26 protein-coding genes are annotated in these 22,402 nt (G+C 41.8%); 3 read left to right on the top strand and 23 right to left on the bottom strand.

From position 1 onward, the window contains the following. Window positions 1–244 precede the first annotated feature (244 nt). Window positions 245–922 carry a hypothetical protein gene (locus tag D3H55_RS04430; RefSeq protein WP_168412962.1) on the top strand — a complete coding sequence of 226 codons (678 nt, stop codon included), beginning with the start codon at window positions 245–247 and terminating at the stop codon, window positions 920–922. On the opposite strand, the gene D3H55_RS04425 is transcribed toward D3H55_RS04430, so the two are convergent. From D3H55_RS04425 to D3H55_RS04410, 4 genes are read right to left on the bottom strand one after another with little or no spacing between them, the layout of a single operon-like run. Then, window positions 873–1,292, bottom strand: coding sequence for an NUDIX hydrolase (locus D3H55_RS04425; RefSeq protein ID WP_119545708.1), 420 nt, complete (start codon window positions 1,290–1,292; stop codon window positions 873–875). The two genes, D3H55_RS04430 and D3H55_RS04425, sit on opposite strands and share 50 nt — an antisense overlap. Continuing rightward, entirely contained in the window at window positions 1,289–1,480 is a 192-nt protein-coding gene (locus D3H55_RS04420) for a hypothetical protein (protein WP_119545707.1), read from the bottom strand. The genes D3H55_RS04425 and D3H55_RS04420 overlap by 4 nt, the downstream gene beginning before the upstream one ends. Further along, window positions 1,455–1,946 (bottom strand): GNAT family N-acetyltransferase, encoded by a 492-nt coding sequence (locus D3H55_RS04415; RefSeq protein ID WP_119545706.1) that lies wholly within the window; start codon window positions 1,944–1,946, stop codon window positions 1,455–1,457. Before D3H55_RS04415 ends, D3H55_RS04420 begins: the two co-directional genes overlap by 26 nt. Before the next feature lies 1 nt (window position 1,947). Further along, a complete protein-coding gene (locus D3H55_RS04410; protein ID WP_119545705.1) occupies window positions 1,948–2,421 on the bottom strand; it encodes a GNAT family N-acetyltransferase in 474 nt (157 codons plus the stop codon). Between the two features lie 505 nt (window positions 2,422–2,926). On the opposite strand from D3H55_RS04410, the gene D3H55_RS04405 reads away from it, so the two are divergent. Then, window positions 2,927–3,499 (top strand): CBO0543 family protein, encoded by a 573-nt coding sequence (locus D3H55_RS04405; protein ID WP_119545704.1) that lies wholly within the window; start codon window positions 2,927–2,929, stop codon window positions 3,497–3,499. On the opposite strand, the gene D3H55_RS04400 is transcribed toward D3H55_RS04405, so the two are convergent. The 6 genes from D3H55_RS04400 to D3H55_RS04370 all read right to left on the bottom strand — a co-directional run bounded on the left by D3H55_RS04400 (window position 3,496) and on the right by D3H55_RS04370 (window position 8,312). Then, window positions 3,496–3,801, bottom strand: a complete 306-nt coding sequence (locus tag D3H55_RS04400) for a YrhK family protein (protein WP_119545703.1) — start codon at window positions 3,799–3,801, stop codon at window positions 3,496–3,498. The two genes, D3H55_RS04405 and D3H55_RS04400, sit on opposite strands and share 4 nt — an antisense overlap. 306 nt (window positions 3,802–4,107) lie before the next feature. Continuing rightward, entirely contained in the window at window positions 4,108–5,103 is a 996-nt protein-coding gene (locus D3H55_RS04395) for a DMT family transporter (protein ID WP_119545702.1), read from the bottom strand. Between the two features lie 355 nt (window positions 5,104–5,458). After that, the gene (locus tag D3H55_RS04385) at window positions 5,459–6,028 is read right to left on the bottom strand and encodes a hypothetical protein (RefSeq protein WP_119545700.1); all 570 of its coding nucleotides are present in this window, start codon (window positions 6,026–6,028) and stop codon (window positions 5,459–5,461) included. Window positions 6,029–6,208: 180 nt separating this feature from the next. Then, window positions 6,209–6,784: a GNAT family N-acetyltransferase gene (locus D3H55_RS04380; protein WP_119545699.1), complete on the bottom strand. Its 576-nt coding sequence runs from the start codon at window positions 6,782–6,784 to the stop codon at window positions 6,209–6,211. Further along, a complete protein-coding gene (locus D3H55_RS04375; RefSeq protein WP_136035628.1) occupies window positions 6,777–7,259 on the bottom strand; it encodes a DUF4306 domain-containing protein in 483 nt (160 codons plus the stop codon). Before D3H55_RS04375 ends, D3H55_RS04380 begins: the two co-directional genes overlap by 8 nt. Window positions 7,260–7,589: 330 nt before the next feature. Then, a complete protein-coding gene (locus tag D3H55_RS04370) occupies window positions 7,590–8,312 on the bottom strand; it encodes a class I SAM-dependent methyltransferase (RefSeq protein ID WP_119545843.1) in 723 nt (240 codons plus the stop codon). Window positions 8,313–8,709: 397 nt separating this feature from the next. Here D3H55_RS04370 and D3H55_RS04365 point away from each other — a divergent pair, with 397 nt between their 5' ends. Beyond that, window positions 8,710–10,509: a M3 family oligoendopeptidase gene (locus D3H55_RS04365; RefSeq protein ID WP_240628480.1), complete on the top strand. Its 1,800-nt coding sequence runs from the start codon at window positions 8,710–8,712 to the stop codon at window positions 10,507–10,509. 181 nt (window positions 10,510–10,690) lie between these two features. On the opposite strand, the gene D3H55_RS04360 is transcribed toward D3H55_RS04365, so the two are convergent. From D3H55_RS04360 to D3H55_RS04305, 13 genes are all read right to left on the bottom strand, one after another. Continuing rightward, window positions 10,691–11,218, bottom strand: coding sequence for a GNAT family N-acetyltransferase (locus D3H55_RS04360; RefSeq protein WP_119545697.1), 528 nt, complete (start codon window positions 11,216–11,218; stop codon window positions 10,691–10,693). A 75-nt stretch (window positions 11,219–11,293) separates the two neighbouring features. Then, window positions 11,294–14,374, bottom strand: a complete 3,081-nt coding sequence (locus D3H55_RS04355; protein ID WP_119545696.1) for a GNAT family N-acetyltransferase — start codon at window positions 14,372–14,374, stop codon at window positions 11,294–11,296. Between the two features lie 178 nt (window positions 14,375–14,552). Continuing rightward, on the bottom strand, window positions 14,553–14,807 hold the full coding sequence (locus D3H55_RS04350) for a hypothetical protein (RefSeq protein ID WP_119545841.1): 255 nt from the start codon (window positions 14,805–14,807) through the stop codon (window positions 14,553–14,555). Further along, the gene (locus tag D3H55_RS04345) at window positions 14,807–15,640 is read right to left on the bottom strand and encodes a VanW family protein (protein ID WP_119545840.1); all 834 of its coding nucleotides are present in this window, start codon (window positions 15,638–15,640) and stop codon (window positions 14,807–14,809) included. The genes D3H55_RS04350 and D3H55_RS04345 overlap by 1 nt, the downstream gene beginning before the upstream one ends. 97 nt (window positions 15,641–15,737) lie before the next feature. Beyond that, window positions 15,738–16,313 carry a GNAT family N-acetyltransferase gene (locus D3H55_RS04340; RefSeq protein WP_119545695.1) on the bottom strand — a complete coding sequence of 192 codons (576 nt, stop codon included), beginning with the start codon at window positions 16,311–16,313 and terminating at the stop codon, window positions 15,738–15,740. Between the two features lie 139 nt (window positions 16,314–16,452). Continuing rightward, window positions 16,453–16,590: a hypothetical protein gene (locus D3H55_RS24020; RefSeq protein WP_168412961.1), complete on the bottom strand. Its 138-nt coding sequence runs from the start codon at window positions 16,588–16,590 to the stop codon at window positions 16,453–16,455. Window positions 16,591–16,607: 17 nt separating this feature from the next. Beyond that, on the bottom strand, window positions 16,608–16,979 hold the full coding sequence (locus tag D3H55_RS04335; protein WP_119545694.1) for a DUF4181 domain-containing protein: 372 nt from the start codon (window positions 16,977–16,979) through the stop codon (window positions 16,608–16,610). Window positions 16,980–17,111: 132 nt separating this feature from the next. Beyond that, window positions 17,112–18,116: an ABC transporter permease gene (locus D3H55_RS04330; protein WP_119545693.1), complete on the bottom strand. Its 1,005-nt coding sequence runs from the start codon at window positions 18,114–18,116 to the stop codon at window positions 17,112–17,114. Continuing rightward, window positions 18,116–18,988, bottom strand: coding sequence for an ABC transporter permease subunit (locus tag D3H55_RS04325; RefSeq protein WP_119545692.1), 873 nt, complete (start codon window positions 18,986–18,988; stop codon window positions 18,116–18,118). The genes D3H55_RS04330 and D3H55_RS04325 overlap by 1 nt, the downstream gene beginning before the upstream one ends. Window positions 18,989–19,001: 13 nt before the next feature. After that, complete coding sequence (locus D3H55_RS04320) at window positions 19,002–19,676, bottom strand: hypothetical protein (protein ID WP_119545691.1); 675 nt, start codon at window positions 19,674–19,676, stop codon at window positions 19,002–19,004. Continuing rightward, window positions 19,666–20,208 (bottom strand): RNA polymerase sigma factor, encoded by a 543-nt coding sequence (locus D3H55_RS04315; RefSeq protein WP_119545690.1) that lies wholly within the window; start codon window positions 20,206–20,208, stop codon window positions 19,666–19,668. The genes D3H55_RS04320 and D3H55_RS04315 overlap by 11 nt, the downstream gene beginning before the upstream one ends. Before the next feature lie 288 nt (window positions 20,209–20,496). Beyond that, window positions 20,497–21,504, bottom strand: a complete 1,008-nt coding sequence (locus D3H55_RS04310) for an LCP family protein (RefSeq protein ID WP_119545689.1) — start codon at window positions 21,502–21,504, stop codon at window positions 20,497–20,499. Beyond that, window positions 21,497–22,021 (bottom strand): sigma-70 family RNA polymerase sigma factor, encoded by a 525-nt coding sequence (locus D3H55_RS04305; RefSeq protein ID WP_119545688.1) that lies wholly within the window; start codon window positions 22,019–22,021, stop codon window positions 21,497–21,499. The genes D3H55_RS04310 and D3H55_RS04305 overlap by 8 nt, the downstream gene beginning before the upstream one ends. Window positions 22,022–22,402: the final 381 nt, after the last annotated feature.

Below are 22,402 nucleotides of genomic sequence, written 5' to 3'. Positions count from 1 at the left end.
CTATAAATGAACCATTAATAATTCATAATCTCGTTCAAAATACACACAATAACAAAAACACTTATCCAGTCAGGTGGCTCCAGATGGCAAACAAACGATTAAACAGGAACTCAAAATATTTTTTAATATTGGCAATCATACATTTACTAATGCTCGCAGCTGTTCTGTTTAAGAAAAGAGACCGGATAACCTGGGTATTGCTGTTAACCAATATAGGACTTTCCTATCTTTTGAATATGTGATCTTGAACTTGCTTAATGCCTATACCTATAAACCCACTCTATTTAAAACCCGGTATCTTGATAATATTTTTGGAGCAATATTGTCACAGACTCTATATGTCCCTATAAGCGCGGTGTTCATTACGGTTTATAAAGGCGGTTGGAAATGGAAAGCCGGCTACAGCCTTTACTTTTACCTTATTGAAAAATGGTTCTTAAAGCTGGGACTTTACAAAGTCAATTGGTGGAAGACATACTACACACCGATATTTCTAATGGTCAATTTCTTCTTGAATGACGGTGTATATCGACTTTTGAAGGATAAGAAGAAGTGGGCGCTTGCCAATTCACAGTACTTGTCCTTGATGGTAACAGGTATTTCACTGCTGTATTGTACAGCCGCCGGCAGGCAACTTAGATTTGGTTTCAGCCGGTATCATTCCTGGAAGGAACATTTCATGATTGCCCCTTTGTACAGTATGGTTTTATCATTCGTTGGCGTACTTCTTTCTTTCAAGGAACATGTTATCTATCGTGTGGTTTTTCTTTCCTCGTGCATTCTTTTTGACCTTCTTCTTATTAAGACCGGGATTCTTAAAATGAAAATCACACAGATAGCCGGGAATATTCCCTTTCATATTTTCATGATTTTCATGTCCAGATTTCTTCATAATTCGATATACAAGTGGGGAGCAGATTGATCGTCCGTGCTGCTTCTGCTGGCCGGATATCCATTTCGGGAAATTTTTCCAGAGGCACCCATACCAGTTCATAGGTGCCCCTCGAAGAGTCCCTGAATTCCTCCGCTTTTCCTTCACCGAGCTTCCCAGTAATGATTTTGGCAGCGAAAAAATACTGCTTTCCTTCGTAATCTATTTCTGAGAGACATTGGCTTATCTTCACCGTTACTCCAAGCTCTTCATATGCTTCACGGGCAGCAGCCTGTTCCGGAGATTCACCACGCTCAATGCCGCCCCCGGGAAATACAAAGTACTCTTCTCCATTTTTAACCCTTTTGATCAACACTGCCTCTTCGTTCCGTATTATGACAACCGACCCTCTGTTTCTCACCTTCTGCTCTCCTTTTCTTTCAGCAGGCTGTCCAGCTTCTTTTCAATCCTGTCCAATCTGCTTTTCCTCTTCTTCATGAGGGCTAAGAACAAAAATAGTAATGCAGCAGGAATTCCGAGCAATAGAATAAACATGATCAACTGAAATAGAATATCTCCTCCGTTAAAACCTGCTTGCAATAAATACATCTTGATTCTCCTTTAAATCCAATTTCATTTTCAGGAATTCATATGTACTGCCGTTTGTTTCCTGCATAAAGATTCCAGCCCGCTTGAACCCTGCTTTGTCATAGACTTTGATCGCACGTTCATTAAATGCTGCAACAGAAAGTGTTATGAGTTCAGGCTGATATGCATCAACAGCAAATTTCATCCCTTCTTGCAGAAAGGCAAACCCCTGCCCTTTTCCTGTAATATCAGGTTTCATACCGAGGCCAATATCAAGGATCCCGTCCCCAGGATTCTGAAAGCTGAAAAATCCTATAAGCCGGCCTTCCCGCTCAACTGCAAAATACCCGGATTTGTCCGGCTGAAGGAATTCTTCCAAATCTTCCTCATCAGCCGTCATATCATAAAATGAATACTCCCCGTCATACTTCCATTCAAAGGCAATTTCTTTTGCGTATTCGTCAGTCATTGGCACAAATCTATACATTTCATATCCCCTCTTTCACCATTTTATAGTTCACCAGGTGTACACCATTCCGGCTTACCCGCTGACAATATTGGACAAGGAATCCCCGTTTCTCAAAAAAAGGCTTTGCTGTAATGCTTGCAAACGTCACAATTTCAGTCAGGTTATGATGGAATGCTTCCTCCTCCAGCTTTTGCAGTAAGCAAGAGGCAACCCCCTGGCCTTGATAGTCTTTATGAACATATAACCGATCCAGAAAACCGTTGTCAGTCATATCGGCAAATCCGGCAATCCTGCCGTCCAATATAGCTTTATAACTGAAATTTTCCCGAAAAGCATTTGCCCATTCCTCTCTTTTCAATAGACTGCCACTGCCAGAAGTCCAGGCATCCAGCTGTTGGGGGTTATAATCCCTTGCATTTACATGATGGATCGTTTCACGAAACATAGTCAGGATTTCAACTGCATCCTCTGGTCTGATTTCAAGGATTTCCATACTTCCGCCTCCAAGTTTTTTATAAGGCTGTTTTCATGAATATATTATGGCTCTCAAAAAGTTCCCATGTACCGGACTTTGCCCTTGTATGCAAAGGTTTTACTCTCGAAAAGGAACGATCCGCCCTTTTCTATCCTGATCACCGGGGTTTTTAAGTCGATTTTCCAGGATATTAATTGAAATTTATATTAAATAGCAGCAAAGTTTACGATAAGTGCCTTACAAAAAGGACCGACAGCTGACTTAACCCAGAGAATGTATCAGGGGGTGAGCCAATCCCGGCCTCTCCGCAGGTGCGTACATATTGAACCATTCCCGCCATCAAAATAGCACCATTTCCAATGACTCTGAGAGCTAAATCACAATATAAAGACAATCATCACTTCTTGTATAATGTTACCATCTTTTGACACAAATTGTCTCAAGCAAAATGAAACCCGCAAAAAATTCTACATAATCACGCCTTACATTAGTCAAACTACATGAAAAGGAGGCTTGATGGTAAATGAGGAGAAAAAAACAGGCTGGTTCCATCGTTTTTTTGTCTGTAACGACTTTAATCGGTATGATTTTGCTGCCGTTTGCCATCTTCAAACGTTCATTCAAGGACTGGCTGATTGTTTTTCTCGTCAGTGTCATCGGCAACTCTGCGGCAGACCGCTACCTTGTTTCCCAGGGTTTTCTTCAATATAACATTAGACCTTATAAGAAGAGGTTCAAAATTCATTTACCATTTGACTACATTCACTATCCACTTATACTTCTTTACTATAATCAGTGGACATTGAACAGCAAACCGGCAGGAATCTTTTTTAAGCTTTTTCCATTTGTGATCCCTCAAGTGTTGATTGAATCAATTGCTGAAAGAAAGTCAGATTTGATTACCTGGAGAAAAGGATGGACATGGTATCATTCGTTCCTTACCCTGGTCATCAAGCTTTTGGCATGCAGAGGAATCATAGCATTGATACGGACCATAAACAAAGATGCAATCTCTGCTAAAAAAACGCCTTTTCACGAGGACCCTGACTTGAATACTAAAATAAAAAACGCTCCTCAGTCAGAGAAGCGTAACTAATGATTATCCTGAAAATCTTCATCTGTGAATCGTTTCAGGTGTATATCCCTTAAAATGTGAATGACTGCACGGAAAATCATGAGAAAACTCCCCGCAAGGAAAAAGCTGGTTGCAAGGACTCTTTCTGTATCTGTCATGAACATGATACTTCCGATCATGTACAGGATTCCCAGCAGAGTATCGTTGAAATAACCAATGATCCGGTAACGGTTCCTGACTACCATTTTCCTTTTCCTGCTTAAGTAAATCTGCAGTGAATTGTCGTCAAGCTTCTCCAGGCGTTTCTTTAGTTTAGTCAGCATATATAACACCTCTTGTTGATAAATTCCTTAGGTTTTCTTTTTACCCCCTATGTATTCATTTAAAATCTAATTTGTAAAAAAATTGAATACGGTAAATAATTACCAATTCCTAATAACCCACGGCAATATACACTGCACCTGTCAATTACCAGCCACTGCCGGGAACTGGCTTCTTTACTTCTGTAGCTGCCGAGCGATGGCCGATTTGGTATCCTCTTTCACTGGTGAATTTATCCTGATTGATATTTGTAATTTTTTATGCCATATAAAAAAACGCCCCGCACAATATACAGGACGTAACCATTCTCACATTTTTACAACCTTATCTTTTCCGGGTACCAGTATCTTCGCTTCTTCTTTCATCTCAATTTTCCTGCTGTAATAACTGTGCAGGAGCATCCCGAGGACGATGATGAATAAGCCAAGCATTGCCAGACTGTTCGGAAATGGCGAGGATAAAAGAAGAACCTCGCCAATGATGACGAATAACACTTGTGTGGATTGAGCGGCTTCAACTGCCGCCAGTTTTGCCTGGCTTTCCCTGACCTTGTCGGTGGCAATGAAAAACAATGTAGTGGCGATAAGCCCCGAACAGATAGCGACTATAAAAGTTTGAAGGACTTGAGCACTATCGGGTGTCCCTGCTTTTACCCATCCAAATGCACCGATGATGAGCCAGAATGGCATTGTTGCCAAAGTCATTCCCAGGATTCTCTGAAAGGTATCTAGCCTTCCGCCGCATAACTCCATCATCTTTCGGTTCCCAAGAGGATAGGCTACAGCGGCAAGAAGCACAGGAAGAATACCGGCCATCAACATTTTTATGCTGATCCCCTGTGATTGCTGCCATTGAATCATGATCACTCCTGACATAATCAACAATGAAATCAAAAGAGCCTTGAAAGGTATTCTCTGTCTAACCATTACCGGACCTGATGCCGTCTGGCGCCTTTCATAGAAAAGCGGCCCAAGAAGCACCCCGGCGACAATCGTCAACTGCCAAGTTCCTGCCACCAGCCAGCCCGGCCCATAGGCGGCAGCATAGGTTAAAGGAGCATAAAACAAGACGAAACCCACAAAACTCCAACCCAGCCATTGCAATGGCTTTTTACTCATCTCACTGAATAATAGCCTGAGATTCTTCCTAAAAAAAACAATCAGAAGCAAGAATGGAACCATAAAGAGAAACCGTAACGAAGAACTCCATAACCAGCTGCCGCCTGACAGCTCCATGGATCTGTTCAATATAAAAGTGACAGCAAAAAACATCGAAGCCAGAATGCCTAACAGTATTTCCCTCATATCTTCACCACACGTTTTTGGGATTTTTTGATAATTATAATATATGTACAGGCTGTTTGTAATCCCTGCTTAACAAAAAGACAGCTTTTAATTAGCTGCCTTTTTGTAATTGGCTCTTTTCGAAAACTTTTTATAGCTTTCAATATGAATTTCAAATAAAATCCTGGTGAATTCTCCCAAATACCCTGGTGAGCAGGAAAGAAAAGAGCTGTTCGTTCTTTTTCAAATACAAGGGAAAAATCCGGCACCTGGGGTTTTCCGAAAGCAACAAATGATGCGAAAACAGTCTTTTTATTAGATTCTTCACTTCTAAGGTTCTGTTAATATCCCCTGCCCTGGAAGCCGGTAATGTCTTCTACTCCTCCATGATTTTTTGATAATGTGCTGAATCATCCTGCATGTCGATCAAGGTCTTGACCCAGTCTGTTCTTTTGATATTTTTATCCGAATCAGTAAAAGAGTCAGTTTCCTTCTTCCACTCACCGCTTGTTTCATGGATGCTCCGCAGGATATGTACTTCTTCATCTTTCAGCTCTAGCGCCTTTTGATCCCCTATAGACTCTATAAGCATCCCAATGCGATTCTCCATAAATCGGGAGGTATTATGGGTCACTCCATGGAGTCCCTTCTCTTTATCCAAGTTCAAGCCTCTGGCTACGTTTTCCACCTGCAGGCTCTTCATTCGAAACATTTCGAGCGCCTCCTGAATTTCACTCAATTCCTCCTTGGAAATCTCCTTCTCTTTAAGGGCATTCCCTGTAACAAAATGAATGGCCTCAGCCTGCAGGTCCAGCATTCCCAGCCGTTCATTCAGTTGTTTATTCAAATATCTTTTCATCTTTTGATTATCACTGTATTGAATACCTGCGAAAGCAAGAACACCCATCAAGAAGACCATCAAAAAGATCATTCCTTTGTTCTTCAAAGCGTACCTCCGAACATATTTCACAAATTCCATCATAAAATCTATTATACTCTGAACTAAGCAAAACAGTACTTTTTCGAAAATAAAGAATTCAAGGGCCATTTGCCTGTCTGAGAATCACCCTTAAAATCCCTTCACAATCCAACTGAACTCTCCCGGGGCTTCCAATCACCTTACTTCCTATTTTTCCTCGCTCAGCCGCCTCATCCAATCCCTTTTTAATAAAGAATAACTGAAATGATCATAAAAGCTTCCTCTGAATAGATGCTTATCTCTGTAAATTCCTTCTTTAATAAAACCAAGTGATTCCAATAATTTTGAGGATTTTTCATTCTTTATCGCTGTATATGCGTTGATGCGGTTAAGGCCCATATTATCAAAGCCGCTTTTAATTGCCGCGGCCAGCGTTTCCTTCATATACCCTTTCCCCCACTCATCCTGCCAGAGATCATACCCAATCTCTGCAATACGGTTCTCTGAATCCCAGGAGTCATACCCGCATGTTCCTATTGGCTCCCCATCGTCTTTTCTCAAAATCAGCCAGCGGTTATTCCCTGTCTCTTCAGGGTGCTGGTTCCATTCTATGAATTCTCTTGCATCATCAAGTGACGTGTAAATCTCTTCATCATATAAATAACGGCAGACTTCCGGATTGCTATACAGCTTGAAAATGAAACTTGCATCTTCTGGGGTGACATTTCTTAAGAACAGCCTTTCCGTTTGAAGGCTGGGAAAGTGTGAATTCCCATCACTCATTGGTCATCACCTCCTCATTGATTGGAATCTTTTGGATCTTCAATCGTAAAATGGCCGTACATACGATCAGCCCACACGATGAAAATTTGACACTATTAAGGAATATGGCGGTCCCTTCCTCGGCAGGCTTGACCAGGAATGACAGAAGAAAAATTATAATGAATAGTATCATGGATGCCCACGTAAGACTTTTGTTTGTAAAAGGAAACCCCATAAAGAACAGGATGAGAAGAAGGAACACCGTCATGGCGGAAGGGAAAATCGGATGGAATTTAACCGCGTACAGAAAAAAATCAGCATGCACAATTTCGCTTTTTTCCAGCACTTCATCATCATCCATCACCTTTGAGAACACTGCAGTATACTTCCACTGGTCCTCATCTTCCAAGAGGCCGCTCCCTTCGTACCATGAGAAGAGCGCGGTTGCTGACAAAAACAGAATTAATAAGGAAATAACAAATCTCTTATATTTCATGAAAAGCAGCTCCCTTTTAAGCAGTTTCCTATAAAAATCTATAGACACCCCTATTTTACCACCATTAATTACCTAAATCTGTATAAAATGCAAAAAACAAATACGTCCGCTGAAAATGCGGAAGTATTTGTTTTTTGCTCTTTTCGTAAACTTTGTTGCTATTCAATATAAATTTCTAATAATGTCCTGGTAAATCGCCCTAAAAATCCCGGTGAGCAGGACAGAAAAGATCTGCTTGTTCTTTATGGAGAGTAAAACCTTTGAATACAGGGGGAAAATCGGCACTTGGGATTTTTCAAAAGCAACAATTCATATGAATACAGCCTTCTATTATGATGGTGCCTTATCAGGCTTCCGGAATAATGCAGCTCTCAATCCATTCACGCCAAAAAGGCTTTCTTCGGCTGGAATCGACCTCATGTCCCTAATCTCAATCGGTTCAAATCTGCTGAATACCGACTTCAGTTTTTCTTCTGAATACCCAAGACCTCCACGCATGCTCCTTTGGCGGTAAACCTCCCAATCCGAAATGGAGGATCCCCCCAGCGGTCCATTTTCCATGAACGTCGTCAAAGCAAAACAACCGCCGGGCTTTAATGCACTATCGACCAAGGTAAGATAGTCCATCCTCCTGTGCGGAGGGATATGATGAAAGCATCCAGAGTCATATACAAAATCATATTCCCTTTCTTCTTTGGAGAATTTAAATATATCTTCCAGGAAAAAATTAACTTCCAGCCCTTTTTTGCCAGCACGTTCCCTTGCCCATTTGATGCCCTCCTGTGAGGAGTCCACAGCATCTACGTGAAATCCTTCAGCGGCAAGAAATAAGGCATTTCTTCCGGGTCCGCATCCCAATTCCAGTACACTTCCTTTTGAGATGTATCCATTGGATATGTACCCAGCAAGATTCTCATCCGGCTTATCACTAAAGAAAGGAATCTTTTTGTTTCTGTCTGTATAAAAAGCATCCCAGTCAAATTCCTTCTCTTCTTGCAGAAGAACGTCCAGCATTACAAGCACATCAGTGTTGGTTGTGATCATCTCTTTCATTATTCTCATCCCCGCTTTCATTTACCTTCTCTACTTATTTTACTCAAGGTCTTGGGAATGCAGGTTACAACAGTATTAATGCTTCATGATATTGAATGGCTGCCAGCAGGTAAAGATGCTCTTTGATCCGGTCTGTAAAGCCACAGGAGATCCCTATATAGACTCTCAACTTCTCTCAAATACTAACTATTCCATTCAGTCAGCTCCGTAAGATACAGGAAAATAAGACCATATGAAGGGAGATACCCAGAGCAAGCCATTCTTTTTCATTACAATTATTACATAATCATTACAAGGAATGTACTCTCCGCCTGAAGTTGGAGGAATATTCCTAATCTTTAGGTTATACTCTGTTGTGTGGAAGAGATTAACAGATTACTAGGAGGTTGCTGAAACATTGGAACAGACAATCAGTAGAAATTGGAATTTAGAATCAATTTATTCACAAGAGGACAATTTCAGGGAACTGAAAGAGTTTATGAAATCGCTCGATCTTTCGATTAAGGAACTTCATTCTGATTTAGAATCCAAACTAGAAAATCAAGAGTTTTCGGTTAGCTGCTTGGTGGAAACGTTCAGAAGCATTCAGGCGGTTATGGATGGGACATTTCAAGCAGATGAATTCTTGATTTGTTTTTCTTCGGACAACGTGGAAGACCAATCCGCTGCGGGAATGATAAACAAAAGTGCCAGGCTGAGGAGCGATTTAGAAATTCTGCTGGGTACTTTCGACAGGCTACTGATGGAAATTCCCCAAGATGTATGGACCAGCCTGATCAAAGATGAGGAAGTCACACAATACCGCTTTTTCCTTGAGGAAAGAAAGCAGCGGGCAGACGATAAACTTCCTGCCCAATTGGAAAAATTGATCCGGAATCTTTCCGTCAATGGGTTTACCGCATGGGAAGACCATTATGACCAGCAGATAGCAAAGCTGAGGGTCAAGGTCGAGCAAGATGGGGAAATCAAGAATATGACCGTTGGAGATGCTTTTTTTGAAGTATTGAGTTCATCCGACCGCTCGTACAAACAGAAAGTCATGAAGGCCTATGAAGAAGCATGTGAAGAAAATGCTGATACGTACGCTTCGATTATCAACCATATTTCCGGATTCCGGCTGGATGTATACGAGCAGCGCGGCTGGGACAATGTCCTTAAAGAGGCACTTGAGCAAAATAGAATCGAACAAGCCAGCTTAAACGCCATGATGAGAGCCATCGATTCCAATCAAGAAGCCTTTCACCGATTTTTAAAAAGAAAAGCGGAATTATTAAAAGTGGATAAGCTTGAATGGTTTGACATCCCTGACAACACCTTTTCAACGGAGAAAAAGGTCTCCTATGAAGAAGCTGTAACAATTATTGTGAACCAGTTCCGTGACTTCAGCGAAAACTTAGGGAACCTTGCGGAAAAGGCATTCAAAGAAAGGTGGATTGAAGCGGACGATCGATCCAATAAAGCAAACGGTGCTTTCTGTGCTTCCATACCGCTGGAAAAAGAAAGCCGCATCCTGATGACTTTCAGAGGCAATTACCTTGATGTGATTACACTTGCCCATGAACTTGGCCATGCCTATCACAATTATATTCTGGACGAAGAACCCGCATTTTCACGCGAAAAAGGAACAAGTGTTGCAGAAACGGCTTCTACCTTCTGTGAAAACCTGGTACTGGACTCAGCCATGTCCAAAGCAGAAAATAAGTCAGAGAAGCTATCTTTGCTGGAGTCCAAGATTTCAGCGGGGTTATCCTACCTCTCAATGATACCATCCAGATTCCGGTTTGAGCAGAAATTTTATGAGAAGAGAAAAGAAGGATTGGTAAGTGCAATTGAAATCACGGATTTAACGGCAGAGGCAGAAAGGGAAGGTTATGGAGAATACGTCGATGGAGTCCATAAGCACAGCTGGATCACCACTTCTCATTTCTACAGTACAGAAAAGGCATTCTACAATATTCCTTATACCATCGGGTACCTTTTCAGCAACGGCGTTTATTCCCTTGCTAAAAAGGAAGGTAAATCATTCAGCAGCCGGTATGACGAACTTTTGCGAAATTCCGGCCGGATGACCGTTGAACAGCTGGCCGAGACCTACCTTAACGCCGATCTCCATGAAGAGGCATTCTGGCAGGCAGCCATACAGCCAGTAGTGGAAGCGATCGAGGAGTATATCGAATTAACTGAGGAATTGATTTAAATAGAACCCCGGAAACGAATCAGAATCGTTTCCGGGGTTTTTCTCTGGGAGTTGTTTTTGATTTGCAGGCTGCTGTCAGAAAACAATGACATACTACACACCTGCTTTTAAAACCATCATAGACTGGTGACCATATCTTATAAATGAGCTAATCCCATGAATTTTTCAAATATTTTCGGCATTAAACGTGAATTTCATATTTACTATGTTTCCCATAAATATCAGCTATTCCCTTCAAGTCATAATGACGCTGATAGTAACTGTTCAATCCTTCATTTTTGTTCAGGCAATCAAAACGGAGAATGCTTTTTCCCCGCTGTCTTGTTTCTTTCTTCGCCCAATCAATCAGCGCATCACCTATCCCCAGACCAGCATATTTTCGTTTGACGACCAGCCGGTGAAGATAAATTACTTCTCCCTGGTCTGCTTCTTCTCCCCATATATCCCTGTCCCAATCGCCAGGCATGTCTTCAAGTGTTACGGAGGCAGCTATTTCCCCCTCTGTTTCCACTACATATGTGCTCCGTCTTTTAATTGAATCAGCAACCTCATCCGTATTCCCTTCTAAATCGCTCAAGTAGTAATCCCATTGGGTCGTCCCTTTTGTGTGAAGCCATCCAGCCGCTTCCTCCAGGAGCAAGAGGAGCTTATTGAGATCCTGTTCTTCTGCGTTTCTGATAGTAAGCCTTTGGTCATCTTTCCAAAACACCTTTCACCACTCCTCTTAAAACAGGATTAGGGACAGTCCTGTTTTAAAAGGAAGCTGCCCCATACCATTGCTGATTTACCTGAACGACAGGCCTTTCAAAAGATTGATGTTATTGAATGGACTTTCTTCTCCAAAAAGAAGGAGAGTCGGTTTGATTGTAAAGGTTTCACCGCAGGAAGCAGACCACTTTTCCGTGGAGGCCACGACGAAGACTTCCTGGTTCATGTACAGTTCTGATAGTTTCCTTGAAGGGGAATGAATGAGAGTGATCTTGTCTTCCCTGTCATCTGAACCAACGGTAACATAATCTGTGTCCCCCAGCACGAATTCCTCGATGCCGGCGTAATACTTCTCAAACACTCCATCAGACGGCAGCTTGGCGAAACTCGAAGAAAGGTCTTCACCTGGTTTGAAGAATGCCTCCATATCAAGTAACTCCCCGTTGAATGTCCGACCGGAGTTCTGATGCACTTCTGCATAGCAAGCCACGATTGGAACTTCCGGCAGGGTAAGGGCATACTGCTTCAATAAAGTGCCCTTCATTGTTTCATGTTCAGCAAAAGATGTTGTCAGGCAGATCCCTTTCCATTCATGGCCGTTTTGATCGATCCGTGACACTTTCTCAATACTTGTTTCTTCTTTCATCATTGAGTATGGGCTGACACTTTGGAAGAAATAACGGATTCCTCCGCCCCACGGATTCCACCAAGCCTTTGGTCCTGCATGTGGAAATTGATTATGCAGTGTCTCCGTTCCATTTACAGAAAGAGAATAAATACCAGGATAATATCCCGGGGAAGCTTTGAAGGATAGGATCCCGTTATCAATGTTCCAATTTCCTCCCTCTTCTTCTATCTCAATCTCTTTTCCGCCCTTTACCAGTTGAATAGTTGAAAAGGCCGCTGTTTGTCCAGGATTACGGAAGTTCCCCTCAATGACCTTAATTCCCGGTGAATGATGTTCAATTTGCAGGGGTATTCCTGAAAGTTCATCCTCTTTTTGGACACGGCGTTCTATAACCGCACCCTCACTTTTCAGTTTAACGCTTCCATGGACATAAGGAGTGAGCATTGACTTGAATGAATATTCTACAGTTTCACCGGCGGCTGAAATGAAATTTCCGTCCTTTGGCTGAAGATCATACATCGGGATTTCTTTGACCTCAGGAGCATCTTCCCCTTCAACAAATTCACGCCACTGTTTCCAATTCCGCGAAGTATTGATGCCAACCCCGATTGGACCAAAACAGGTTTTTTCCAGCGGCTTCAGTTGGTCAAATCTATATTCAATCCCAAAACGCCAATCATCTTTCCTTCCGGTCGCTCCAGGGGGCCATGCCAATCCTGTGGTCTCCCCTTGATTGCCTTTAATAAAAATCCAATTTTCAGAAATTTCCTTATCCTTGATATAGTCAATGAAAGGGATGACAGCCTCTGTTCCTGCCATTACACCATCTTTTTGGGGAATCACGGCGCTTTTTAATTCCGGATACACCGGCTGTAAAAGGAATCCGTCCTGAGGGGCTTCACTTCCCATATTGACAATTTCATGGCTGATTTCTAAATAGCCATCACTGAATAATTTAAAATAGGTATTCAATATTAGTGATGGAAACGCATCAGATTCCAAAGAGGTCTTTATAACCATGGCTTCAACAATATCAATGAACTCGACATTTGAGGCTTCTTTCTTTGAAAACTCTTCACTGAATGGTTTTCCCAGTTTTGGGGAAAAGAATGTCAGTGCTTCACCGGAAGAGTGGATGGTTCCCACTTTTACAATATGATTGCGCTTTTCGATCTCCACAAAAAAGGGGCCGTTATATCCATACCATTTTTCTTCGGATTCTCCGCCAAACTTGCTCCCGAATCCCGGGAATGAGAGCGTCAGCTTTGCTTTGAACCTGAAAGGATGATGATCGGCCCGAGTGACGGACACTTCAACTTGTTCTGATAAGAATCCATTTTTCAAAAGTGTTACAGGAACTGGGATGGAAGTCTTTTCTTTCCCCTTCAACAGGCAGTCCACTTCGGTTCTTTCCCAATTAAGGATCTGGTTTTCCGGCAATTGAAGCGTGAACGTACACTCTTCATCCAGTTGATTTTCAATATCCAAGTGCACCAATCCGTTTTGTCCCGCTCTCCAATTACGTTTAGTTGAACGGACAAATACTTTCCCAGCCTTTTTTGGAAAAACCCCTGCTTTTAATGGAAACTGATTTCCATCAATCTGGATCACAGCACTGATAACGGGATGGGTCTTCCAAGGACTTGGTTCCCTTTCAGAGACTGTCACACTCACTGGAAATTCCCCTGTCCATTCTTTCTCTACCGTGACAGAATGGGAGAATGAATGATCCACACCTGGCTCTGCACTTCCAGCTAGAGATACAAGGAATGGGTTTCCCGTCCTATTGATAATTTTATAGATTACAGGATGCTGATCGTTTTCCAGGAGCTTGAACCCGGGCACTTCCATTGCAAGCAATAAGTCCTGCGTTTCAATCAGGCGTATCCCGCGTCCGGTCCGCTCAATCTGCACCCGGACAAATTCTTCTCCCGCCTGCCATTTATACTCATAATAGGTGTGCTCATTATCCTTGAACCCATCAGGCTCAATATTGATCTCCCTCTGGCTCGTCGTATACCAGTCGTGCTTTTCAAAGAAAGGGCGGAGCCATTCGATTTGCATCACAAGTGGGATGAAGTTCATCAAATGGGTACTATCATCTCTTTCCTCCCAAAAGAAACCGCATTTCTTATAGAGAGGAACCGCTTTTGTATTGCCAGCCCATGTGAATAAATCAAGGCGTGGCCACTTTAACTCTATTGTCCTATCCAATGCTTTCAAGACAAGCTGTTTTCCGATTTTCAGCCCTTGATAGTCCGGGTGAACATTTAACAATGGGATATATAGAGCCCCTGTGTCTTCGCGATATTGAGAGAGTCCGCAGTATCCTACTACTTCATCCTCAGCCATGGCTAAAAATAAGTGAAGATTAGTAGAGTTTGCCTCTTTCTCCTTCACATCCTGTTCTGTCATGACAACAGAATCCCCGCCCCAGTTTTCCCTGCTTTCGTTCCACATTTTTGCTATTCCTTTTGCAAGTCCTTCATGATATTCTACTATTCTTATTTGTTCTGCAGTCGTTTTCATAGAATCCCCCTGAGTTACGTTGTTTGTGATCTATCCTTTTCTGTACTGCGTTCCTGAGTCAAATCCATATACTTGATCATTGTCATCTCCCCCTTTCAAAAAATTCCTTATCCATTCCCAGTTTCTGATTTTATGAACGGCTGCTAAAAAATATTCCCATTTCACAGTCATTTCCCGATCATAGTTTTCCTGCTTTTATCCAGGTGCCAATCTGCACACTTCCGAAAACAGAAACAAAGAGCAGACACAAAAGCATGATTACCCAGATGGAAAGGCGGTTTATTTCAGCAAGTCCTTCGGCATTCAGCCAAACAAACAATGTCACACCCGCCAGCATGACATAGCACAATAGATTCAGGACTATCCAGGCCGCTCGCAGCTTCTTATTTTCCACGTAAATCCCCTTTGTTTGTTTACCCTGACCATTTGTCATCATTGATTCACTATAGCTTCTTTCTGTTCCAGCAGAGGTTCATACATCATCAATGCGTGATTTTCTGTTATATATTGATCATCAACCATTTTTCCGGTGGAATTAAAAACTTTCCTATATAAGCGGTTATGGCGGATATAGCCGCCCCAATGTTCATATGTAATCAGGTGATCCTTTTCATACACTTCATATGAATTGACAGATTTGTGCTCTGTTCTCCACTCACCAACCAAATGAGTATCGGTGAGAAAGAGATGCAGCTGGTAAGCCTGATCAGTCGTATTCTTGATTTGCAAATCCAAATAATTATAAAAACAGGTCGCACCGCTGCCGAAGGGCTGTGTCCTATTGGAATCCGGAAAAACGTCATAGCTGTGGCGATGGCGTTCCGTAACAGTTAGCGGTGTATGAAGCGTCATCCAATATATCAAGTTGGACAACTGGCAGAGACCTCCCCCTATGCCCGGCTTGAAAGAACCATAGTGCAGGATCATGGCTTCAACATAGCCTTTTCGTTTGGTGGTATTACCGAGCAGCTTCCAATATGAAAATGTTTCATCCGGCTGAATGACAATCCCATTCAGCTCCTTCACGGCTATCTTCAAGTTTTCCACCTTGTTATACTGATACCACATATCGACATCCTTGAGTTTTCTGAACAGGAGGGATTGATGCTTGAAGACCTCAGCCGGAAGTAATTCCATCTTTCGAGTTCCGGCAAATGTTTCTGCTGATGTGATCCACTCCACATGCCGTTTTGCCCGGTAATAAGCTGTGCCGAACTGAATCCTGAGATTGGAACGTTTTTTCGGTTTCATGGCCATAGATTTTATGAAATCCAAAACTTGTCACCGGCTTTCCTGGTTTTCTTATTTACCATTGTACTACAAGAGATCAATAAGTTGACTGACTCTTAAGAATAATCCATTTTCACCTTTGTACAGCATTCTTGTAATAGATCAGGTTATCCGTCCATTCTCCGAATTCATAAATGAAGCCTTTTCGAGTACACTCATACTCCATCCCGATGCCTTCTGCCAGTTTGATGGAAGCTGAATTATCTAGATTGATATGAGCTTCTATCCGGTGGTAGCCGAGTTCAGTCAAGGCAATTTGCATAGCAGCTTCCACCGCCTCCCTGCCATACCCCTGGCCCCAGTATTGGTTATGGATGGTATAACCGATCCGGCCCCATTGAAAATCGTTCCTTGCCAAAGTGGAAAAATCTATCATTCCCATATGTCCGCCGCTCTCTTTATGAAAAACACCAAAGATATAGGCATCATCCCCTGCAGCCAGTTTCTGATGATTGTGAACGAGGGATGCAAACCATTCTTCCGTACATTCACTCATATCCAATTTTCCTGGGTCATGTCTGTGCTGTGAAGGCATTCTTTCATTGAATCCCTTATACCAGCCTTGGTAATCCTCTTCTTTCAGTGGTCTTACCATAAGCCTCTTTGCTTCTGTTTTATATGTAAATACTTCCAAATCATTACCTCTCATTCTTAAATTTTAGGTTCCCCGCTGTTTTGGGAAAAGAGATTTGCCGAAGTGACTCCGTGGTCACGCAAAGCATTCCCGCTAATAAAAGGAAGCTTCAGGTGAGCGGTGGATTGAATACTTTATTTGCTGCCGGATGCTTTTACTCCTTCTCCTGCATGTCCTGCAGCCCTTTTAACAACTCTATCATTTCCTCATTCTGTTTTGCCGTTTTCCTCAGCGTCACTTCAATTGAAAATAACGTTATCATAATAAACAGTACAGGTACGAAAATGAGCATGGACGAGTCCCCCTATGTTAAACAAGCAAAGATCGAAAAGCATATAGCAACCCGAGAAAAGATAAAGCCAAACCTAAGAAAATCAGGGTCTTTATGTATTCCTTTGAACCTTTCAAGTACTTCCATTCCATAAAGGATTGAAAACCGAATATTAGGATAATGAAAATCAGCCAGTACAATCCCATGACGGCATTTGCGTCCGGCATATCATTGACCCTTGTCAGGATAAAAAGAAAAATCAACAGAAGAGCGCCCCTTCCCCAGCGGTCGAGCATTTTCCCTTCTGTGTCTGCAATCTTCCGTTCATCCTTCCCGAGCCATTTCCCCAACAGTTTGTTGAGGATCCCAAAGACAGCAAACACCATAATTATAAATAAAATGAATTTCATTTATCTCACCCCCTGTAAGACGAAACCGAGCCACAAAATGTTTCAAAAAATTCGAAATTCATATGTTCTTAAAGAAAGAAAAATATAAAAAAGAGACGCCTCCAGGAAGAACGTCACTCCAATAAGCTATAATTAAACTCTTGTGAAATCTCCGTTTTTAATTTTCCTATCCTCTTCTTCATGAACTCTTGACACTTTCTCCTTGATCCTTTTTCCGTAATAGGAGTAACCTGAAGTCGCCTGTATGTATCCTTCCATCATCAATGCAACGGCAAACATCGTTGCTGCAAAAAAGAGTATGGGGGTTAAAGGGACCCATGGTGCACCCTGCAGGTAACGAAAGGTGTCTCCTATCAGACCTGACCATTCCATTGTCATGGACTTTGGCGGATCGTGCACCAGTTGGTAATCGACATCGGTACCTCCCAGAAACAACTTCAATAAACCTAAATGAATAAAAACGATAAGCGTCTGCATCACCTGCTGGCCGAATAGAATGACCAGTTTTTCCCTTATCGCAGGAAGAATGTGCTTAAGTATGATACGAAACCTGCCCGCTCCCATCACCTGGGCACTGAGGATGAATTCACTCTTATACACATGTGCAATTTCATTCCCAAGGAGTGAGGAAATGATAGGTACGATCAACACTGTCAATACAGTGATTTCAATAAAAAAACGTTCAGGCATTGATGTGGAAAAGCCCTCGAAAGGCTCCCACAGAACGGGATACAGCAGAAAGTAAGCAAGGATCGAGAAAGGAATATAATGAAAGGAGTCCACAGTTCCATTATAATATTTCCTGTACTTCTGAAAGTACACCCCTAAGACGAAGCTCAGCGGAAGAGAGATGAACACACGAAGAAATCCTATTGCAAGTGCTGCGATAATAGTATATTTTGCACCGATAATCACTTTTCCCAGCATATCAAGGCCAAGCGGGTCCGTTCCAAACGGAAATTCCCATTTAGGCGAAATAGGCGCTGACTCTACAGGCACACTATCCACCGAAATATAATAAAGTTTCCGTACTTCATCTCCCCATAGAAAACTATAGGCAAAGCTGGCAATCAGCAGAACAGCGATAAAGATAAAGCCGGTCAGGAAAAAGGGATGTCTCCAAATGCTTCTTTTCATTACATCTCCTCCCCTCTGTTGGCTTTTTTGGCAAGAATCATTTCTCCGGCATTATAGAAAATGAATAACGGAATAAAAATCGATAAGATCGAGAGCACGAATAATACCGGCTGCATGGTAGACATCAAGAATCTTGTGATCCCTGGGATATTGAATAGAAGTTCTATGACAAACAAGTTGGAAAGCATGAACCATACTGTCTTTTTAGATTGAAAGAAGACACTGATAATGGCATTCCTCAGGACATGGACAACAAGGATCATCAGTTTTCCGATGCCGATCGACCTGGCCAGCAGAACATAATCCTTCTCGACTTCAGATTCAAACGAGACGATAGTCATCCGAAAAAGCTGCACAGCAGGAAGGATGGCAAGAATTAAAATTGGAAGCAGATAGGCTTTATCGTCATAAGTGGATGCGGTATTGAAAAGGAGTATACCCGATTTTTTATAAAAGGAGATTATCGCAAGCTGAATTACCATGATTATGAGCAGGTCAGGCAGGGACTCTAATAAATAAAAGGTAAGTTTGATCCTGTTCCGAATCCGAACGGGGAATAGCATCGTAACGATTGTTAACACGAGCGCCAGGCAAAGCGCCAGGAAGAACGATGCAAAAAGCACTGTCAAAGAATAGAAAATAGGATCAAATAAATAAGGAAACAGATCCCTTTCCTTCTGCCCGCCAATGATCGTATATTTCAGCGATCCCGGATGCATCAGCGCATTTATTATTTCATTTATATCCCTCCAATAATGTCCGGTATAGAGTTTTTTATCATTCAGCCCTGCCAGCAAGGAAGGAAGTCCGCCGGCAAGGATGATTCCTGCTATGGATATTAAAAAATAAATCATCCTCTGAACGATTTTCATTATGTCCCCCCTTTTATGGCAATGCGCTTTTCAAACTGCCAAACATAGTTTTGTCCTGATTAAGATATTCTCTATCGGCCTCCCCATACAAACGGATCCCTGTATAAAGCTCTTGGTCCATGAAATAGTGGTATACACCGTTCACCTGGCTGCTGCTGTATAAATTTTCACCTTTTCCACCGATCACTTCCTGAATACTTTTGGGCTGAAGATGAGGGTATAATTCCAGCATAACGACATAGTCGGCTTTCCCTTCTGGAACTAAGAAAGATTCCGAGAAAGTCCCCACTTTGCCAACTGTGACCTCCTTTTCTTCAATGACCTTTTCATTATCACGTTTCATCAGCTTAATCTGTATGATTGATCCTTCAGGAAGAGAGGCTTTCCCGTTAATGACTGCTTTCCCTTCAATCCTTTTAGTTTGGCCATGGATCACATCCTGTTTGTTATGAAAGTCCGCTTCATCAGAATCCATTTCTGAACCCGGACTGTTGACAATCAAACTCCCTATGACAGGAGCCAGGATCAATAAAGTGCACAGGATGGCAAGGTTGTGTTTCAATGAGTGGGAATACCTGTTTATCCAGCCACGCCTGTTGGACTTCCTCCAGACAGTCTCAAATTCGATTGATGTGTATTCTTTTTGATCAATTTCTTTAAAGAGTTGTGAAACCTTTTCACCATTCAATCGAATCGCCTCCAGCTAATTCATACTTGTTGATCCCCTGACGGCGAAGTTGATTCAGTGCCGTATTCAGCCTTGATTTGGCCGTACCCTCGGGTATTCTTAACACTTCTGCTGATTCTTTCAAAGTAAATCCCAGGTAGAAATGAAGGATGAGGATCTCACTGCTTTTCATGGAGAGCTTTTTCACTGCATCCCAAAGCTCTTTCACTTCTTCATTTTTCATGAATGTTGCTTCTATCGAATTGATTTGGTCGTCTTCAATCACATCTGTAAAAAGTGAAAAGGTATTGATCCATTTCTGCTTCCTCATCATTGACCTGGCTGCATTAATGGAGATTGTATAAATCCAGGGTTTCAATGGACGATTTTGGTCATATGTATGGTACTTCGTCAGGACCCTGATGAAGGTCTCTTGTGTGATATCATCCGCCAGGCTTCTCGACCTTGTCAGCATTAGTGCAGTCCTATATACATAATCTTTGTATTCATTAAATAATCTTTCAGCTTCTGATTCACTAAGTTGCAGGCCCATGCCATCCCCCTTTTGCCCTTGCATTTATCTGTATTACTTTCTTAACAGGAAAGTAGTTCGGTGTTTATTAAAATAATTCAAAAATATTTTATATAAGAAATCGAATTTATCTCCTTACCATCTATTCTACATAATAAATGAACATCCTTTATAGGAGTCCCCTGCTGACAGACTTCATCCTGTTGAGTCATGCTCAATTTCATACTATTGAGCCCAGCCCTGACACGAGGACAGAAAAAATACCCTGGGCAATAAGCGCCCAGGGGTATTCAGGATTCCCTACTATCCTTAATCAAATGATATTAACTCGTCTTTAATCTTCTCCTCAGCACCTTCTTTAAACTGAAGATAGTAATTACTGTCAATAGATACCGGATCCAACTTTTCCGCAATTAGAACCGTCTTTAAGCTATTTAGTTTTGTAGATGCCAAATCTGATATTATTTTGGACAGATCGCCATTTGTCTCAGTACTTTGCAGAATGGCATTCGCACTTTTAGGAGGTAAATGGGTCAGGGTATTTTTCAGGACTTCTTCTGCAAGACCCAGGCGGTCACGTTCATTCCAGTCATTAGAAGGCTCATTGGAAGTACTGCGCGCAGACATCAGTGCCACAGCTTCATGTCCATCAAGATAGTTAGTACCTTTCCTGAGTTTAATTTGCTCACTATCCAACGACAGCAAAATTTTGTTTTCATCCAGATTATAAAGGGTTTCCCCAATGGTGTTCAGCATTGCTTCAAATTCGTCCGACTTCACAGCTGCATAATAATCGATCGGCAGATCCAATGCTTTGGAAACAGCATCCTTGAGTGATTTCCCGCCATTACCGTAAGCAAATATGTGGGTCAACCTTTCCCGGCTTTCCAATTCTTCCCCCTGTGACGTGAAAGGAACAGCCAATTCACTTGGCAGGGATGTCATATTTATGCTGCCTTTTTGATTATCATAGGTGATGAGCAAATTCAAATCTGTCATATTGTCTTCATTTATCAGTGACAGTAATAGTGAACTGAATTGGCCCTGTTCCATTGCTGTAAGTTTTTCAGACTGGTCAGCATTCCTGGCGGTTTCGGTGCCGATCAGCGAATAGCCTAGGACGATTGAAAGTGTCAGAAGGACTGCCATCGCCATTAACGGAACGGTACGCTGCCGGAATATCCGGAAGAAGCTTGTTGGCTTACTCATCTGTTCCTCTTCAATTTTTTGAAAAACCTTTTTCCTGTCCTCTTTAGTGAAACTGAGGTCGGTATTATGAAATTCATTTAATGATTTCTCTAAATCTTTTTCATTCATATACTTCGGCCTCCTCCAATTTGATCTTCAGTTGCTGCTTGGCCCTGCGGAGTCTCGTCTTCACAGTATTCACTCCAAGCTCTGTTACCTCGGCAACTTCTTCAATATTCAGGGAATCAAAATAATACAGATAGATAACCTCCCTGTATTTCTTCGGCAGCGACAGTACGATATTCTTTATTTCCTGATGCTTGGCATCCTTCAGTACTGTGGTTTCGGCGGAAGGAAGCAGGGATTTCGTATTTTCCTGTATGTAATCCACTACCTGCACTTTTTTATGGTTCCAGCTCTTTAAATAGTCTTTGCATTCATTGATGGTAATACGGTAAAGCCACGTCTTCATTTTGGATTCACCCCTGAATGAATCAAGCTTTTTATAACACTTTACAAACGCGTTCTGAGTAATATCTTTTGCGATGTCTACATCCTTCACATAGGAATAGGCAAGTCTGACCAGTTCATCACCATACTCTGTCATGATTTCTTCCAGTAGTAAATTTCGTTTGCTTTTCTCCATGCTGCAGCTCCCTTTTCCCCTCACCTTGTCTATGAATTTCTTATTTGACGATTGATGAAGTATAAAAAGTTTCATTTTCCCCAAAAATTTCTATATTTTTCTAAAAAAAGTTCTTATTAGTGAAAATTATTTCATTATGATAGCTTCAATAAACCAATTATTTCAAAATATTCCTATTTTCACAATAAAAAATGGCTGTTTACGCATATATTGTTGTTTTCGAAAAAAACCCCAGGTGCCGGATTTTTCCCCTGTTTAAAGGTTTTACACTCGAAAAGAACGAGCAGCACTTTTCTTTCCTGCTCACCGTGGTTTTTACGACGATTAACAGGATATTATTTGAAATTTATATTGAATAGCAACAAAGTTTACGAAAAGAGC

Source organism: Bacillus salacetis (assembly GCF_003581585.1).
In the GTDB taxonomy this organism is placed as follows: Bacteria; Bacillota; Bacilli; order Bacillales; family Bacillaceae_B; genus Rossellomorea; species Rossellomorea salacetis.
This window is presented reverse-complemented; position numbering and strand designations above follow the sequence as displayed.